Below are 18,703 nucleotides of genomic sequence, written 5' to 3'. Positions count from 1 at the left end.
GTCAATGTTTTAACAGCGAGAGATAATGCGGCAGCATTTCTTTCCAGGCGGGCCAGTCGTGGTGCGAATTCGGCCTTACGTCGAGCCAATGCTGGATATTCTTTTGCTGCAGGATACCGGAGAACTGTTCGTTCTGCGCCCTGGAGATATCGTGTTCCGCCGCGCCCAGCACGATCCCCATTCGCCAGAGGTCCGGGTGGCTGTTGTCGGGCACGAAGTCCATGGGGTTATGATAGTAGATATTATCGTCGTAATGCCCTTCCGCCCGCGCGCGGATGTCGAACAAACCGCTGAGCGAAAACAGGTACGCTACCGATTCCGGGTGCCGGAAGGCGAAATTGGCCGCATGATATCCCCCGAAACTGCAACCGCCTACCGCAACGCGGTCGTGGCCGGTTTCCTGGCGGATGCGGGGGAGGAGCTCGTCCATGAGCAACCCGTCGTACATCGCGTGGTTGCGCGCCCGCTCGGAGGGGTGGATCTGGCGGTTGAACCAGCTCAAGGCGTCGATACTGTCCGGGCAATAAATCCGTACCCGGCCATTTTGTACGAACCAGGTTACGGACGCTATCAGCCCGCGGTCCTTGTTTTCGTAATACCGCCCCATGGATGTGGGGAAGAGGATCAGCGGGTAGCCTGCATGGCCGAAAACGAGCATTTCAAATTCGCGGCCCAACGAGGGGGATTGCCATTTGTAATAGTTTTCTGTCAATGCTTCGGGTTTTACGGATAAACGTTTTTCAGGTAAAGGAATGGTAAATGTTGGCATGCGCCGTTCGGTTTTTCACAGGTTAAAGGATACAGGTCCAGCTTACTTTCCGGCGGTTTCCAGCAGCGAGAGATACGCTTTCCATCCGGGATCGGGCCGGATGCTCACCAAGTGCGGATAGGCGCCGTAGTTGTCTTTATAGAAAATATTCATGACCGAACGCAGGTCCAGCGTATCGGAAACGTAATAGTAATCGGTGCGTTTGCAGCCTTCGGATTTGAAACCTGCTTCCACGTTGGTGGTGAGCAGTTGCATCTGGCGCGATGCGGATTCGGCGATGGATGCATGGGTTTCTTCCTGTTCGGCGGTTTGCCCGGCGCCCTTGCAGCCCGGGAGCGTCAGTTCCGTCACCACCAGAAAAGGGTACGCGCCATCGGGCGCCTGGCCTTTGATGAGGATGTTGGGAACGGATTTATCGGTACCCGGTAAGGCCTGTTGCGCCCAGACAGCCTGCGAGATCAGCATCACGAGTGGCAGCAGGAAGGGTTTGAATGGCATTTTTCCTCTTTTCACAACTGTAAAATAACATTTCTGCGGCGCATTTCTGGCGCCAATTTGTTAAATTACAGAAGAACCCAACCCGCCCGCTATGCTTCCCAGAAAAGAATCCTTCGGCCAGTATTCGATCTTCCTCCAGCGGGAAGTGACATTCGATTGCTTTTTACCTGCGTCCCCGCGCGAAACGCCGCACCTGCTGCTGTTGAACGACGGCCAGGAGCTGGACGCGATGGGGTTCCCCGCCATGCTGGAACATTTGCAAAACCACAGTCATCCTTCGTTGTGGGTGGCGGCTATCCATGCCGGCCCGCAGCGTAACCAGGAATATGGAACGGAAAAACACGTAGGGGCGAAGGGGGAAGGATGCAAAGCCTCGCTATATGCGCGCTTCGTGCTGCGGGAGCTGCTCCCGTTCCTCCGGAACCGCTACCACCAGGCCTTTCCGGACATCACTTTCGCGGGATTCTCACTGGGCGGGCTTTCCGCGCTCGATATCGTCTGGAACCATCCCGACCAGTTCCGGAAAGCCGGTGTGTTCTCGGGATCGCTCTGGTGGCGCTCATCGGCCGACGGAGGCCCGCGCATCATGCACCGCCAGGTGGAAGAAGGGATTTTCAAGCCTGAACTGAAATTCTTTTTCGAAGCCGGAACGGAAGATGAACTGGCAGACCGCGATGCCAACGGTGTTATCGACGCGGTAGACGATACGGAAGACCTCGTGCGTATCCTCGAAACGAAAGGCTATGAAAAAGGCCGGCATATTCAATACGAGCTGGTGCCCGGCGGCCGCCACAATACCGAAACCTGGGCCGGGGTGATGCCCGATTTCCTCGAATGGGTCGTTAAAACCGGTTGAGTCCCATCCACCGAAAATAAAAAGGAAAGCTGCCCGATTTCCCCGATCGGGTCGTAATGAGGGTTATATCCCTTTCCACCGAAAACAAAAAAAGAAAGCCGCCCACCCTACGCGGAACGGCTATCTCGTCAGCCATTGTCCTCTGTAATTCGATAGAAAAGTCGTCCCGGAGCGCATGTCTTTTTACCTGGGAGCGTTCATTCTGCTTCGTACGCCCGGCACCGGGAGGCCTGTTCTCCTTATACTAACGCAGCAGGATATCTGCCGGATGTAATTTTTGTGTTAATGGATGAGTTTTACCGTCAATAAAGAAGCCGCACCGGATGCACCGGGCGGCTTTTATCGTTTTACAGGTGAGGATTAATTGTTGAAAATATACCGTACGCCCACTTGCATCTGCCAGCGCGAGGCAATGCCGGTATTTGTACGGAAAGGGCCGCTCAGCTTGTCGAACGAGAAGCGCGGTTGCCCGCCGGCCCCGTTGTAATCGCGGAAAGCGAGGAAGCTGCTCGTGTTGGACGTTTGCGTTACGCCCCATTTGCTGTTCAGCAGGTTGCCCACGTTGATGATGTCCCAGGTCAGTTGCAACTTGCTTTTCGATTTCGGTGCGATCTTGCTGAAATCGATATCCTGAACGAGGCGGAAGTCGAAACGGTTGTACCAGGGGAATTCCAGTCCGTTCCTTTCCGCGTATTGTCCGCGGCGCTTGTCGAGATAGGGATTGCTACGGATATAATTGTCGAGATCGTCCCAGATCTGTGCAGGCGTGCGGGTATCGGGCGGCTGGTTGAAGCCGGCGCGGCTGGGGATGAGGATGATTTCGCCGGAATTGCGCGGAATATAAACCAGGTCGTTGCTCGTACCGTTGTCGTTGTTCGCGTTGCCGCCGTATACGTAGCTTACGCGGGAATTGTCGAACCCGTCGTTATACGGTTGTCCTTCGTAAATGAGGGACAGCGTGGTACCGAGGAGTTTGGCGTATTTGATGTTGTAGGAAAGCGTACCGATCACACGGTTGCGGACCAGGAAGTTGGTGCGCGCCAGCACGGGGATGTTCGGGTCGCCGACGATCTGGTTGCCGTTAAAGGCGCTGGCCGCCTGGGAACCAGGGCTGGAAGTCACGTCTTTCGCATCGGTATACGTGTAAGCGACCATGCCGCTGAGACCGAAGTCGAAGGTTTTTTGCAACTGCGCGGTGAGCGCGTAGGAATAACCTTTCGATGAATTATCCAGCACGATGGCGTTGGTGAGGCTGCTGTTGATGCGGTTGGCGCTGCCGCCGGGGAAAAGCGGTCGCTTGTCCGGGCCGGGAAGCGTGCCTGTCGGGTATTTCAGGTTCGCGTCGCGATGGAAGACCGCATTGATGTCTTTGGTATAAATACCTTCCAGGGTCAGGATCACGTCTGCCGGCAGGCGGATGTCCGCCGCGAGGTTCGAGCGCCATACCTGCGGGTACTTGAAGTCGGGGTCCATGACGTTGATGGCAAATGTGGGCGATGCGGCCGGATTGGCGGGGATGTAGGCGCTGGGGTCGTCTGTGAACGGGCGGTTGGTCGGGTTCATGGTGAACTCGTTACCGAAAAGCAGACCGTTCTGACCGGCCTGGTTCACGGCCCACACGAAGGGAATGCGGCCGGTGAAGATGCCGGTCCCGCCACGGATCTGGTAAGTGTTATTGTCTGCCACGTCCCAGTTGAAGCCCAGTCTGGGCGACCAGAGGATCTGCGCTTTGGGGAGTTTGGCCACGTCCAGTTTCTCGCCGTCGCGGAAGGTCATGTCATTGACTTTCGGATTGGTAGCGAGATCGTTGGGGTACCAGGGCACGTCGATGCGGACGCCGTACGTCAACCGGAAATTATTCGCGACCTGGAATTCGTCCTGCACATACGCTGCGATCGCCGCCGTGTTCAGCTTGGCGATGGGGGAGGGATTGCCGGGTTGGGCGGAGAAAGTGCGCTGGTATAAAGTCGGCATCACGGTATTGTCGTCGGTAGCGTCGAAGAAATCGTTCACGCTGGCGTAACGGAATTGACCGTAAACAAACTGGGCGAACCCGTTGCTGAATTTGTAGTATTCGCCGCTCACGCCGAACAGCAGCGTGTGTTTGCCCATGTACCAGTTGAAGTTGTTGGTGATCTGCCAAAGGTCTTGCCCGGAGTTGTTGAGGCCGGAGAAGGGCTCGGAGCCGAAGGAAATATAGTTCCTGCCGCCGGCTTCGAGGTCAACTACGGGGAATGGCCGCCCGAAGATCTCGCGGTGGTCGCGGAAGCGGGAGTAAGTGGCGGTGAAGTTATTGGCGAAGCGGTTGCTGATGTTGTTGTTCCATTCCAGTACGAACGAGTTGAGCTTATTGTACTGGCGGTATTTCATGTTCTCGAAATACAGCGAAGTGCTGCTCTGGCCGCGGCCGCTGTTGGAGTTGGACGCGCTGGGGCCGATGTCGCGGTAAGCGTTGAGCCAGCTGTAGCGGAAGGTCAGTTTGTTTTTGTCGTTAATGTTCCAGTCGAAGCGGGCCGTTACCTTATCGTTGTGCGTCGGCAGCGAGAAATTTTCATATCGGCCCGGATCGTAACCATATTTACTGATGAGCAGGTTGCGGACGGAATCGAGGGCGGATGCGTTCACGAAAGCCACGCCGGCGGGAACGTCGTTCACGGATTTGGCGTTGGGATCGCGGTTGGCGCGGAAGTTACTGGCGGGCGATTCCTGGCGTTCCAGTTCGCCGCTGATGAAGAAGAAGAGTTTATTCTTGACGATGGGCCCGCCCACGCGGAAGCCATACTGGTTCTGCTTGAAATCGTCTTTTTGCACGGACTTTCCGTCTATCTTGCTGCCGGTGAGGCCTTTGGAACGGATAAAGGTATAGACCGAGCCGGTGAATTCGTTGGTGCCGCCGCGGGTTACGGCGTTAATGCCGGCACCGGTGAAGCCGCTGAGTTTCACGTCGTAGGGAGCGAGGTTCACCTGTAATTGCTCGATGGCGTCGAGGCTGATGGGCTGGGCGTTGGTTTGTCCGCCCGGGAGCTCGGTGATGCCGAAGGCATTATTAAAGGTGGAGCCGTCGATGGTAAAGCTGTTATATAAGCCGTTCCGGCCGGCGAAGTTGAGTTTTTTACCGGATTGGGGGGTGAGTTTCGTGAAATCGGCAACGCCGCGGCTGAGGGAAGGCAGGTTGGCCAGCTGTTCGCGGCCGATGGCGGTGGAGGCGCCGGTGCGGCCTGCGTTGAAGGTTTTATCCTGCCGGCCGGTGATCACCACTTCCTGTAGGCCGGTGGAGGCCGGCTGGAGGGCGAAGTCGAGCCGGAAGATCTGACCGAGTGGAATGGCCACGTTTTCGATCTTTTCTTCTTTGTAGCTCACGTAGGTGACGGTGATGGTGTACGGACCGCCAACGCGCATGTTCGGAATGTTGTAGCGGCCGTTTTCCATGGTGGTGGTGCCGTAAATGGTGCCGGTGGGCACGTGAACGGCCTTCACGGTGGCGCCGATAAGCATTTCATTGGAGCTGGCATCTTTAATGTTTCCCGTGATGCCGCCGGTGGTAACCTGTGCATATGCGCAGGTCAATCCCAGCACAAACACAATACATGTGATGAGTAACTTTTTTAATCCCATAACAACCGATTTGATGATGATGGTGCAAAGATGACGAAATATGCCGGGTAAAATTTAACTTGACTTTAACAAATTGTTACATGTTGAATATTCGCCAACAATTGAGCCCTTAGATTTTGATTTCTACCTTTTATAACTGAAAACGGGTGCGATTTGTTTAAATGCCTTCCGGACAGATTTTTATTTTTTCAAATTAATTATAGTTTAATATGTGAAGGGCGGATGAGCAGGGAAGGATGGGGCCGGGGGCGCGTCAAACGTCGATTTTATATCCTAACTTTGCACATTCATTTCACAATAGAAGAATCATTATGCTGGATACTATCGAATCCGCCATTGAGGATATAAAGCAGGGGAAACTGGTCATTGTAGTGGATGACGAAGACCGTGAGAACGAAGGGGATTTCATTACGGCTGCGCGTAACGTGACGCCGGAAGTGATCAATTTTATGAGTATGTACGGCCGTGGACTGATCTGCGCGCCGCTTGTGGAGGAGCGCTGTGAGGAGCTGGGGCTCGATCTGATGGTGCGGGACAATACCGCATTGCACCAGACGCCCTTTACCGTGTCTGTCGACCTCCTTGGCCACGGCTGCACCACCGGCATTTCCGCCTCCGACCGCGCCAAAACCGTTCAGGCGCTCATCGATCCCGGTACCCGGCCCGAAGAGCTGGGCAAACCCGGGCACATTTTCCCCCTGCGGGCTAAAAAAGGCGGGGTGCTTCGCAGAACGGGGCATACCGAAGCTACGATCGACCTGGCGCGCCTGGCCGGCTTCGAGCCAGCGGGCGTACTGGTGGAGATCATGAACGAAGACGGAACCATGGCCCGCCTTCCAGAGCTCCGCGAGATCGCCAAAAAATTCGACCTCAAGCTCATTTCCATCAAGGACCTGATCGAATACCGCCTCCGTACCGAATCGCTCATCGAGGAAGAAGTACGGGTGCAGATGCCCACCAAATACGGCAATTTCGAACTGGTAGCTTTCAAACAGCTCAATTCCGGCGACATGCACATGGCGCTCAAAAAGGGCGACTGGAACCAGGGAGACCCCGTGATGGTGCGCGTGCATTCCAGCTGCTTTACGGGCGACATCCTGCATTCTCTCCGCTGCGATTGCGGCGAACAGCTGCAGGCGGCCATGCAAATGGTGGAGAAAGAAGGCAGAGGCCTTATCCTGTACATGAACCAGGAAGGCCGCGGCATCGGGCTCATGAACAAACTCAAAGCCTACAAGCTCCAGGAAGAAGGTAAAGATACCGTAGAAGCGAACCTGGAACTGGGCTTCGGGATGGACGAGCGCGATTACGGCGTAGGCGCACAAATCCTCCGCCACATGAACGTAACGAAAATGCGCCTCATCACGAACAATCCCCGCAAGCGCGCGGGCCTCAAAGGCTACGGCCTCGAGATCGTAGAGAACGTGGCTATCGAAATTCATCCCAATCCCCACAACGAGTTCTATCTCAAAACGAAACGCGATAAGCTCGGTCACGAGATTTTGAAAGGGTAAGCCGCCGGCAGGGTAATCGGGCCATTGCGATCAGGCAAGCGGACCCTGCGCCAGGGCGCAGGGTCCGCTGTTTTGGACAGTTTGGAATCTTTCGCCAGTTGAGAGGCTCCGTGGTTCAAGATCGGGTTGACGAACTTTAGCGTATCATGGCAGACATCTCGGCCCACCTTCCCGTTCGTGTTACTTGAATTGCCATTTGCATTTTCTCCAATTTTGAAGAAAACGCAGCCATCCATCGAATACGAAAATTTTTTAGCAGCCTTTCATTCCGTTCATTTTGTGAACGTGGTAGGTATACCATTTCAGGGTCTGTCCACCGAGTCTTTTTCATGCTCGTTGTCATCGAGGCGCAAACTGTCTTCCTGCATCCTGCGCAGCATCGCCGCCCTTGCGATGCTATCCTGGATCCGCCGCATCCGCCGGTCGCTGAAGAGCTCCCCGAACCGGTTGAAATCCCGTACGTAAGACATCCCCACGCCACTCCGGATCCTGTTATCCAGCAACCATGCATCATAATCCATCTTGCTGAACGCATTCAAACGGACGCGCCCGTCAGGCGTCAGCAAATACTCGATGCGGAAGTCGCCCGCGAAGTTTTGTGTGGACGAGCTCGCTGAAACCCTTCCCCAGTCATAATTCCCGCCAACGTATAAACGTATCCGGTTGTTCAGGAACGATTTGGTAATACCCGTGCTCACCAGGTTCCTGTCATACGAACTGCTGGCGCTGTTATTGAAGTTATAGGCGGTATAGTTTACATTGAAACCGATCCCTGCATTCTTGAGGAAAGTATTGGAGAAGTTGTTCAGGATCGCCGATGCCTGTGCGCTCAAAGCCTGCCCCACACTGTTCTTGCCCGTAATTGCCACGTTGGCGCTGCCGTCTGGCGGCTGGAACTGGCCCGTTGCCAGCAGGTACGAAATCTGGTACAACGCCTGGTTCTGGTTGGAGTTGATCTCCTTCAACCGCGACGCCACCCCGCTCTCATACGCCATGGAACCCACGTCCGGCAAAGTAATCTCGTAAGTGATGGTCGGCTGCGTGAGCGACTGCCGCAGGTACAGCAAGATATCCACCCGCTCCGAACGGTTCATCAGCTTGTCGTCTGTAGCCGATGCGCCCGCCGCGCCCGAGGCGGCGGCGGTACTCAGATTGTACAAACTCACCTTGGGAATGCTGTATTTCGCCGTAATGTTCACCAAAGCCTCGCCGGGATCGCCGTTCCAGGAAATCGTACTGTTCTTGTCGATATCGAACTTCCAGCTGGCGAGCCGCTGGAAACTGAAATTATAAGTACCGGTATTGATCGTATAATTGCCGTACATCGTGAAATCCCCTTCCAGGTTCACGTTGATGGCCAGGTTGCCCGTTCCGTTGGCGGAAATCACATCGTTCGTGGAGGCATTCAGGATCACGTCGATCTGCGCGTCCGGGTTGGCGGCAATGTCCATCTTCACGTTCAGCTTGATGTCGCTTTTCTTCTTTTGCTCTTCCACCACCTTTCCGTATTGCTTGAACCGGATGTATTCGTGCTTGCCGATATCCTTGCTGTCGCTCAATGGCAGGTAGAAATGCGTCCCTTTCAGCGGGCGCGCCAGCACGCGAAGCTCAAGGTTTTCGAGCGGACCGTTAAAATATACCCTTCCCTGCGAGAGCACCGTTCCATAATACAGATCATTATCCGCCGGCCCCGTATCCAGGAACAGGAATTTGTCTGACTGCACGTCAAACTCGAACACCATATCGTAAAAGTTCTGATGCTGGATAAACCCGTTCACCACCGCCTTGTTGTTGAACTTGTCGATCAGCGTGAACGGCTTCATTTCGATGAGGTTATCGTCCATATGATGCACATGGAGCAGGGGGATTTTGTACCGTGTTCCGAGATAATTCACTTTCATCCCGATATCCTGCACTTTTACAGATCCCCGGAACGACGGTTTGTCGGTGGTGCCGGTCACGTCGAGGTGGCCGGTGGCCGAACCGGTCAGTTCGCTCACGTAATCTCCCAAATATTTATCGAGCAGGCTGATGGAAGTGTTGTTGAGGTCGGTGGACGCGTTTACCACGCGGTTGCTGTCGCTGAGGCCCACGGTGCCTTTGGCCGTAAAGCTGGCCAGGGAATTGTCGGCCGACACGTCGAAGGAAAGCTGCCCGATCGAATGGTCGTAATTTCCTTTCCAGTTGACGAGCCCGATGGAGTCGTTGTCCACCCGCAGCTGGCTCGTCCGCACGTCAGCGTCCACGCTCAGCCGCCCGAAAGGATCGTGAACATCGATATCGCCATTGGCCATGCCTTCGATGAGGTTGTTGGTAAGGCCCTGGGGGATGATATCGGCGAGGTTCAGGTCTTTCAGGTTGATCATGAACCGCGACTCGTCCGGGTTGAATTCGTTGGTGCTGATGGTAATGGCCTGGTCGTTGCGCGTGATTTTCAGGTTATGGACGGTCAGAAAGTCGGTGCTCCAGTACACTTCGTTCCCGGACATCATGTTCCAGGGCTTGCCGTTGACGGTGAAGGAGCTGTTGAGGAAGTGGATCTTCACGCCATCGCCCACCGTTACCAGCCGCGCGTAGAATCCATTGAGGGAGGTCGTGTCTTCAACCTGCAGATCAAGCTTGATGAGCGAGGTGTCTTTCCCTGAGCTGGCCAGGATGAGCGGATTGCGGAAGATGACGCTGTCCCGGAACAATACCTCGCCGAGGCTCGTACTGACGTTGATACGGCTGAAATCGCCGTTGGATTTGAGTAGGAGGTTCCTCACCCCGAAATCCCGGAAAGCCGCTTCCGGTACCACCGCATTGAGCGACACGTTCCCCGTCAGGGTATTGAGCGCCCCCTCGATCCGTGTGCCGTCGAAACCGCTCACGTCGTTGGTAAATGCGGCGATGAGCTTGTCGACCTGCCCGAATTCCAGGGCAAAGGTGAAGTCCTGCCCGGCATTGATCATGGGCGGTGATTTGAAGAAACTGGGGTAATATTTATTGAGGAACAGTTTGAACGCATTGGGCAATTCCATGAAACTGTAGCTTCCCTGCACGAACCCGTTTATCTCGTTCCCCCGTACCCGTAAGGTCTTTAGCCCGTTTTCGGTGCCGGTGTAGACGGAAAGACTGTCGAATTCCACGCGGTTCCGGTTTTTGAACAGGGAAAGGTCGTACAGCCGGGCGGTGCCGTCGAAGTTATCGATGTTGCTGCCGGCGAAATTGAGGTCGGCTTTCGCCTGGAGGGTGATGGAATCTTCCGTGAGGTGGAGCGCCTTGAGGTCGCTGTTGCGTATTTCCGAATAGAAATTGAATATGGGCAGCCGGCTGTTGAAATCGATCGTTCCCGTGAAATCCATGTCCAGGTTGGGATCGTTCACGGTCAGTGCGCCGTTGAAGAATTTCCGGTTCATTTCGCCTTCGGTCTTCAGGTTCCGATATTGATAGCCATACAGGCCGATCTGTTGGATATCCGCGTCTACTGCGGCTTTCAGGTTTTTGAAATTAAAACCTTCGCCTTTCACCTCGGCTTTCATCGTCAACCGGTCCACGATGGTGTTGCCGAGGAGCTCGCCGAGTTGGAAGTCGTATGTGGTAAGGCTTCCCGAGTAAACGGGCACATCTTTGCTTGTCTTGAAGTTGATGTCGGAATCGAGGTTGCCGAGGTTGGTCTGGAATTTCCCGTAGGCCACGAAGTCGTTCACGAACCCGGTAAAGCTCCCCTGGAAGGCGAGCCGCTGGATGAGCTCGGTGCGGACGGCCGTGATGTCTTTGAGCATGGGGAAGAGCTGGCGGACGTCGGCGCCGCTGGTCGTCAGTTCCCGCGCGTTGAAATCGATGAAGGTTTCGTTGATGTAGGGAAGTCCCCTCATGCTGAAGTTCCCCCGGAGCCGCGTCGCCTTTCCGCCCTGCAGCTGCATGCTGTCTGCGGAAAGGTTGCTCACCGGTCCTTCCACCGATCCATTCACCCGGATTTCCGTATCCCAGGCCGAAAGCGGCGGCGCGAAAAACGCGATATCGTCGGATGACAGGCGGGTTTCGCGAAAATTGGCTTTCATGGTCACGAGGTCTACATAGTCGCCCAGGTCGGCCATGTCCTCGTATTGCATCGTATAATAATCCTTGATGTGGCTGTTGTTGGTCACCAGGTCGAGGTCGTTAAATTCCATTTCGACGGGCGACATTTTGAATTTCGCCTTCAGCGATTTCACTTCGAACCCGCTGCGCTCGCGGGTGCTGAGCGCCAGGTCCGCGAAAATGCTGTCTTTCACGAGCCGGCTGTTGGAGATAGATAGGTTGATTTGGGCGAACCGGATGCGTGAGGGGTCGAATTGCCCGGCAGTGGAAGGCACCGAATCGCTGAGGTTGTTGACGCCGAAGGCGCCGTCTTTGATCGTGAGGGATTTGACGATCAGTTTCCAGTTGTCGGCATTCCATCGCAAAGGTACGATGGCGGCGGAGTCCGGCACGGGCTTGGGTGCGGCGGGCGACGGGGCGCGGCGCTTTCGCAGGGGGCTGGCCGGGTAGCTGGAAACTATGAAAGAGGGCTGATCGAGCAGGAGCTCGTTGATTTTGATGTTGCGGTTCAGGAGATCGAGCTGTTCGGCGTCGAGGTAAATTCGGCCGGCGGAAGCGTTCATGTCTTCGCCCACCCATTTGTCGACCAGGTTGAACCGTACGCGGCGGAAATCCACTTTTTTCAGGTCGAGCGAAATGCCCGTTTTCTGTTTTTTGGCCGGTTGAACGGGGGCGCCGCCGAATTCGTCTATAATAAATTGATAGTTCCAGAGGGAGTCGTTCCGGGGGCGGATGAGGTTGACCTGCGCATCTTCGAGCCCTACGAACTTGAGCACCGGTTTTTCCTGGATGAAAAACCAGTCGGTGATGCGGACGTGGAGGGCTTCTGCGTAAAGGAGGGTATCTTTGTTCCGGTCTTCCACCAGCGTGCCTTCCAGGCGCATGCTGTTGAACAGGCGGAAGTTGACGTGGCGGATTTCGACACGGGTGTTCAGCTGTTTGGACAGGCGCGCCGTAACTTCCTGGACCAGGAGGTTCTGAACGTAGGGAATATTGACGAGGATACTGACGAGGAGTAACAGGCCCAGCAGGCTCAGCAGGGCGATGGTCAATATTTTGCGAACTTTTTTCAGGGAACTCCGATTTATTCCGGCAAAAATAGTCATTACCAAAATGTTTGCCAATTGAATCTGCTACATATAAATTTGAATAAAACCCATCCCATGCGCTTTATACTCATTTTTTGCCTCCTGGTGCAAACCGGTTGGGCGGCGGCCCAGGAAAAATACGTGCTCGTCATCCACGGCGGGGCCGGCACGATTTTGAAGACGCAATTAACGCCGGAAAAGGAAACGGCCTATCGCGATGCACTGAAAGCTGCGCTGACGGCGGGTTATGATGTGCTGAGCAAGGGCGGTTCGAGCCTGGACGCGGTGGAGGCGGCGGTGCGGTCGATGGAGGATTGCCCGCTTTTCAATGCTGGCAAGGGCGCGGTGTTCACTGCCGAGGGGAAGAATGAGCTGGATGCGGCGATCATGAACGGTAAAACGCTGGAAGCCGGCGCGGTGGCGGGCGTTACCGTGTTGAGGAACCCGGTATCCGCCGCCAGGGCGGTGATGGAGAAAAGTAAGCATGTGATGATGACCGGGAAAGGGGCGGAGACGTTCGCGAAGGAAGCGGGCCTGGAGATCGTGGACCCTGCATACTTCCGGACGGAGGAACGATGGCAGGGGCTGCTGCGTGCCCGGCAGCTGGATAGTACCCGCCAGCAGCCGGACCATGCGGACACGGCGGCTTCCGCGCGGCTGGGGGCGGAGATGCGCGACTATAAATTCGGGACGGTGGGGGCGGTGGCGCTCGACCGGCAGGGGAACCTGGCGGCGGCCACGTCTACCGGGGGCATGACCAACAAGCGGTACGGCCGGGTGGGGGATGCGCCGGTGATCGGAGCGGGGACGTACGCCGATAACGCGACCTGCGCCGTTTCGTGTACGGGTTGGGGTGAGTATTTCATCCGGCTGGTGGTGGCGAAGACGGTTTGTGATCTTATCGAATATAAAGGAATGAGCGTCCTGGATGCGGCGAACGAATTGATAATGAGGAAAGTACCTGCGCTGGGGGGCGACGGTGGCCTTATCGCGATCGATACCCGCGGCCGGATCGCGATGTCATTTAACACGGCGGGCATGTATCGGGCGGCAATTACTGAAAATGGGAAGATGGAGGTGAGGATCTTTAAATAGTGTTTGTCATCATACTGTCACGCAATCGTGTATGTTTTGATGGTATTTTATACAATACTGATAGTAAATTGATTTACGAAAAAGTCGTAATGATATCTATGAATTTATCAAGTGCGTATAGCATTGATAATCAAATATATAAATCAACTAATTTTTACGTTTTAAGTCAGACATATTTTTTGATCGATGAAATGTAATGGCATTATCATGATTTGATGGTGGGATATTTAACAAAATTTTAAACATTCTATTTTTCGGTTGAACGATTTGCAAAGGAAGTTCTACTTCATTGCAATACGTTTAGCATCATTACCAGTTTTATCAATCAAGATTTGTATGACCAAGAAGCTACTCTTTTTGTTGGTCCTGCTAGGGGCAGCATATGCTGTTGCCCTGGCTCAGGACCGAAAGGTGTCCGGTACAGTGACGGATGCCAAAGGTGAGGCCCTGCCCGGGGTATCTATCCGGGAAGTGGGGACCTCCAACGGTACGGCATCCCTGGCCGACGGAAAATTTACCCTGACTTTAAAATCTGCCAGTCCGGCGCTGGAATTCTCCTTCATGGGGTACACCCGCATTACCATTAACGTCGACAAACGGACGGAGTACAAGGTGGTGATGCAGTCAGACGCCCAGCAGCTGAAAGACGTGGTGATCACCGGGTACGAGCAGAAGAAGCGCAAAACGCTCACTACTTCCGTGACCCGGCTGGAAGGCGATGAAATCCAGAACATCCCTGCCGCATCCGTGGTGAACCTGTTGCAGGGCCGTGTGGCCGGTCTGGCCGTGATCAACAGCTCGGGCGCCCCGGGCATCGGCGCCCCGGTATTCATCCGCGGTAACGCCAGCGTGGCATCCAGCTTCAACGACGATCGCATCTATTCCGACCCGCTGTATGTGGTAGACGGGATCCAGGTTCCGGCAGACCGCGCGGGCTCGAAAAGTTTTTCCGCCAACGATTTCGCCACCGGCAACAGCCCCATTTCCTGGCTGAACCCTAACGACATCGAATCTATCGACGTACTGAAAGACGCTGCCGCGGCTGCTGTGTACGGTTCACGAGGTGCTAACGGCGTTATCATCATCAAAACCAAAACCGCTAAATCCGGCAAGCCCAAGATCGATGTTCGCGCTTACAACGGCGTTAACTTCGCACCCCAACTTTTCCCCGTTCTCGGCGGTAAATCTGAGCGCGAGGCGAAAGTCGACATCTGGCAGCGATTTGCTCCCTACAACTCCCTGATGTCGGGCATGCCCATCCAGATGACGGACAGCCTCAACCCGTATTTCAACAACTCTACCGACTGGCAGAGCATGTACTTCCGCACAGGGCACATCCAGAACTACGATGCGAGCGTGTCTTCCGGTAACGAAATGGGCAACTTCCGCCTGGGTGGAGGGTATTTCAACGAACAGGGGATCGTCCTCAACACCGGTTTCAAGCGGTATACCGTGAATTTCACCGGCCGCCTGTTGCCGAACAAGAAGACTACCATCCAGATGCAATCTTATCTGGGCCGGACCGATCGTTCACGCGGCAACAGCCGTAATGGACAGGGTATCAGCTCCCGCGGGATCTGGAGCATTCCGTCTTCCGTTTACATGGTGCCCGACAAGAGCCCCTATGGTGGCGGGATGCTGGACGCATACACGCGCAACCGCGATCTGAACTTCACCAATACGGCCAACACCAGCCTGCAGATCATGTACCAGTTCACGCCCGACCTGCTGTTCACCTCCACCGGGTCTGTCAGCTACGCGTCTGACAAACGTGACTATTTCTTTGCCGGCGTAGCCAACAATGGCATCTCTGACGCAGGCCAGTATAGCGGCATCAGTAACGCCTATACGATCACTAACCAGTTATCGTACAACCATACTACCAGAAACAACGATCATAACTACGGTGCGTTTCTTGTGCAGGAGTTCAACAAGAACACGATGGAAACCACAACCATCATCGCTACCGGCGGTGCGTCCGATTACGTACAGGTGGTAAACGGCTTCTCCCGGAAAAACACGAATACCATTACCGGGTACGGCGCCAATGCCACATCTTCCGTGCTGGGTAAAGTGAACTACGGTTTCCGCGAAAAATACCTGTTTGACGCATCGTTGCGCGCGGATGGTTCCTCCAAACTTTCACCTGACCGCCGCTGGGGTTACTTCCCCACCTTCTCGGCCGGTTGGCGCATCGCGGAAGAGCCTTTCGTGAAAAACAACCTTCCCTGGATCGACGAAGCCAAAGTGCGTTATAGCTGGGGTAAAACCGCCAACCAGTTCGTGCAGAACTTCGCGAGCATCAGCAGCCTGCTGCCTGTTGCCGGCGGATTCGGCGAGCCCGGAGAATCTTACGTTTCTACCTACGGCGGTACACAGGCAGCCGTGCAGAACTTCTCGCAGATGCGGAACCCGGACCTGGACTGGGAATATTCCGACCAATCGAACCTCGGGATCGAGCTCTCCGTACTGAAAAACAGGATCAGCCTCATCGCCGATATCTATCAACGCTATACCGAAGGTGGTACCTACGCCGAAACGTTGCCCACCAGCTCCGGGTATTCGATGATCAACCGTAACGGTGTAGACCTGCTGAACAAAGGTTTCGAACTGACGCTCTCCGGTAAAGTGTTCCAATCCAAAAAAGCCGGCGGTTTCAACTGGACCACGCGTCTGGCCCTGGCCCGCAATACCACGAAAGTGGCGAAACTGCCCAATAACAACCAGCCCTGGTACCTCGATCAGCTGACGATGGTGAAAGTAGGTTCCGCACCCTATGGCTACATGTTCATGGTGAGCGATGGTGTTTGGCAAAGCAACGAGGAGGTTCCCGTTGACCCCTTCACCGGTAGAAAACTTTATTTCGACTACGGCTACCTGCCATACCGTGTTGGATCGCCCCGCTTCCTCGATCTGAACGGTGACTACAAAATCAACGACCTGAACGGCGATGGTGGACGTGAAGTGAACGACCGTATGTGGGTAGGCGATCCCAGCATCAAAGTTGAAGGTGGCTGGACGAATAATTTCACCTATAAGAATTTCACGGTAGACATGCTGTTCAACTTCCGTTTGGGGGTCAAAGTGGTGAACTCCGCGCTGCAACGCTACTGGAACTCAACCAAAGTGGTGGGCGGTTATAATCCGAACTACAAGACTTTCGATTATTTCAACGGTAACTCCCTCGACTGGGGTGGCATTCCCCCGCTGGGAGAATACGATATCTACGGTTTTGCCCCCGGCAGCCGCGGTGGTGAAGACGCTCGTTTCCCCACGCTCGACTACTGGACCGGTTCGGTACAGACTTTCTGGAACATTTACGACTACAAGAGCGCATTCGTGGAAGACGCTTCGTTCATGCGCCTGAAAAACCTCATGATCAGCTACAATGTGCCCTCCAAAACGGTGAAGCGCATCGGGCTCGACAGGGTACTGGTGTACGGCAATACCGAAAACGTATTCATCCTGACCAAATATTCCGGCAGAGATCCGGAAGGCATCGAGTTCCCCTCCGGGTACGACCGCGGCCGTAACTATCCGCTGTCCCGCAAAATTACCCTGGGCTTAAACTTGACTTTCTAATCCAAACAACTAGCATCGTATGAAAAGAGGAATATATTTTGTGTTGATGGGGATGGTGGGATTGACGGCCCTGTCCTGCAATAAACAACTGGACATAGACACGATCCAGGCCATTCCGGACGGCAAGTTCTGGGCCAACGAACGCGACCTCGACGCCGCGGTGGCCGGTGCTTACGCGCTGCTGCGCTCCACATTCGTGGAAAGCCCGATGAACAACAACGATCCTAACGCCTACCAGCCGCGTTTTTATATGTATGGAGACAGAAGGGGGCTGAGCCTTTCTTCCTATACGACCAAAGATCCAATCCGTGATAATACGGATGCGGCGCTGCGCAAGAACAGGTTGCGGAGCGAATGGGGGACCACAAATGGTTGGGACGGAATTCTGTTCAACTGGGCTCCGTTTTACCAGGTGATTGAGCAGTGCAACATCGTGTTGGAAAATGCCGGTCGCGTACCGGAGAACCAGTTCATCACTTACACCCGCGGGCATTATATCGCGGAAGCACGCTTCGTGCGCGCCTTCACGTACTTCTACATGGTACGCGTTTGGGGGAATGTACCTCTGGTGACGGCGCCTCGTACTACCGAGAAACTCGGCCGTACCGATTATAACAAGGTGCTCGATTTCGTGGAGTCGGAACTGAAGGCGGTCGAGGAACTGCTGCCGCTGCAATATTCCATTGCTTCGAAGAACGCCATCCGCGCTACGAAAGGCATGGCGCAGGCTACCCTGGCTCATGCGCTGGCCTGGCGCCATAAAGACGCGGAAGCCGTGCAATACGCTACCAAAGTTATCACCAGCGGCGTTTATAGCCTGATCGAGGATCGCAAACCTACTTCCACTTCGCCGGTATACTACCAGTACCCGACAATTTTCCGTGGCAACACTTCAGAAGGGATCATGGAAATTGACTTCAATCCCTCTACCGGCGAAGTTGGCCGCAACTCCTCGCTCGCCAACCTCATGTTGTTCGGACCGAACCTGGCCAACCGCAATGAACCGTTGTGGGGGATCAACTATCTCAAGATCAACGATTCAACCAACGCTGCCGGCTCCCGCGTATTCTCGCGCATCACCGACCCGAAGATCGTTTATCCCGATTCAACGGACGATCAGCGTTTTGTGGCATTCTTCCCGAAATCGGGCAGCTCCACCAAACCCGGAGAATTCGTGTACACCAAATACGCTTGGGTAGTAGACCCCTTACGTTTCATTTACCATGCCAACATCGTCGTGTTCCGCCTCGCAGACATCATGCTGCTCCGCGCCGAATGCAACGCACGCCTGGGCAATTTCACAGACGCACGTGCTGATCTCAACACCATCCGCAAAAGAGTTTGGCTGGGTGACTGGACCGGTGCCGACGCCGACCTTTCCCTCGAAATCTTCAACGAGCGCCGCCGCGAACTGCTGGGAGAAGGCCATTACTACTACGACCTCGTACGCACCGGCTACATCACTTCCCCCGATTATATCAAAGTGCCCACCCGCCCGGATATGACAACGGAAGAATTCAACGATGGCGCCTGGACATGGCCCGTTTCCAACCGCGCATTCACCGAAAACCCGAACATGGAACAAATGCGTTACTGGCAACGCTACTAACCAACAAAACTGAAA

The 18,703-nt window shown here is 54.8% G+C and carries 9 protein-coding genes; 5 read left to right on the top strand and 4 right to left on the bottom strand.

What is annotated here, in order from left to right; genetic code table 11:
• Position 1: 1 nt before the first annotated feature.
• Both EJ361_RS15550 and EJ361_RS15545 read right to left on the bottom strand, forming a co-directional pair.
• On the bottom strand, positions 2 to 769 hold the full coding sequence (locus tag EJ361_RS15550) for an esterase family protein (RefSeq protein WP_240646642.1): 768 nt from the start codon (positions 767 to 769) through the stop codon (positions 2 to 4).
• 42 nt (positions 770 to 811) lie between these two features.
• Positions 812 to 1,267: a hypothetical protein gene (locus tag EJ361_RS15545; RefSeq protein ID WP_126246564.1), complete on the bottom strand. Its 456-nt coding sequence runs from the start codon at positions 1,265 to 1,267 to the stop codon at positions 812 to 814.
• Positions 1,268 to 1,358: 91 nt separating this feature from the next.
• On the opposite strand from EJ361_RS15545, the gene EJ361_RS15540 reads away from it, so the two are divergent.
• Positions 1,359 to 2,123 (top strand): alpha/beta hydrolase, encoded by a 765-nt coding sequence (locus tag EJ361_RS15540; protein ID WP_126246563.1) that lies wholly within the window; start codon positions 1,359 to 1,361, stop codon positions 2,121 to 2,123.
• Positions 2,124 to 2,483: 360 nt separating this feature from the next.
• On the opposite strand, the gene EJ361_RS15535 is transcribed toward EJ361_RS15540, so the two are convergent.
• A complete protein-coding gene (locus tag EJ361_RS15535; RefSeq protein WP_126246562.1) occupies positions 2,484 to 5,738 on the bottom strand; it encodes a TonB-dependent receptor in 3,255 nt (1,084 codons plus the stop codon).
• A 311-nt stretch (positions 5,739 to 6,049) separates the two neighbouring features.
• On the opposite strand from EJ361_RS15535, the gene EJ361_RS15530 reads away from it, so the two are divergent.
• Complete coding sequence (locus EJ361_RS15530; protein ID WP_126246561.1) at positions 6,050 to 7,252, top strand: bifunctional 3,4-dihydroxy-2-butanone-4-phosphate synthase/GTP cyclohydrolase II; 1,203 nt, start codon at positions 6,050 to 6,052, stop codon at positions 7,250 to 7,252.
• A gap of 302 nt (positions 7,253 to 7,554) precedes the next feature.
• Here EJ361_RS15530 and EJ361_RS15525 read toward each other — a convergent pair whose 3' ends face one another.
• A complete protein-coding gene (locus EJ361_RS15525) occupies positions 7,555 to 12,366 on the bottom strand; it encodes a translocation/assembly module TamB domain-containing protein (RefSeq protein WP_164714269.1) in 4,812 nt (1,603 codons plus the stop codon).
• A gap of 111 nt (positions 12,367 to 12,477) precedes the next feature.
• On the opposite strand from EJ361_RS15525, the gene EJ361_RS15520 reads away from it, so the two are divergent.
• From EJ361_RS15520 to EJ361_RS15510, 3 genes are all read left to right on the top strand, one after another.
• The gene (locus tag EJ361_RS15520) at positions 12,478 to 13,497 is read left to right on the top strand and encodes an isoaspartyl peptidase/L-asparaginase family protein (protein WP_126246559.1); all 1,020 of its coding nucleotides are present in this window, start codon (positions 12,478 to 12,480) and stop codon (positions 13,495 to 13,497) included.
• A gap of 336 nt (positions 13,498 to 13,833) precedes the next feature.
• Complete coding sequence (locus EJ361_RS15515; protein ID WP_126246558.1) at positions 13,834 to 17,079, top strand: SusC/RagA family TonB-linked outer membrane protein; 3,246 nt, start codon at positions 13,834 to 13,836, stop codon at positions 17,077 to 17,079.
• Between the two features lie 19 nt (positions 17,080 to 17,098).
• On the top strand, positions 17,099 to 18,688 hold the full coding sequence (locus EJ361_RS15510) for a RagB/SusD family nutrient uptake outer membrane protein (RefSeq protein WP_126246557.1): 1,590 nt from the start codon (positions 17,099 to 17,101) through the stop codon (positions 18,686 to 18,688).
• The last annotated feature ends 15 nt before the right edge of the window (positions 18,689 to 18,703 follow it).

The organism is Chitinophaga rhizosphaerae, assembly GCF_003958645.1.
GTDB classification, from domain to species: domain Bacteria; phylum Bacteroidota; class Bacteroidia; order Chitinophagales; family Chitinophagaceae; genus Chitinophaga; species Chitinophaga rhizosphaerae.
Note: the sequence above shows the minus strand (reverse complement) of the source record. Positions and strands in the feature narration are given on the sequence as shown.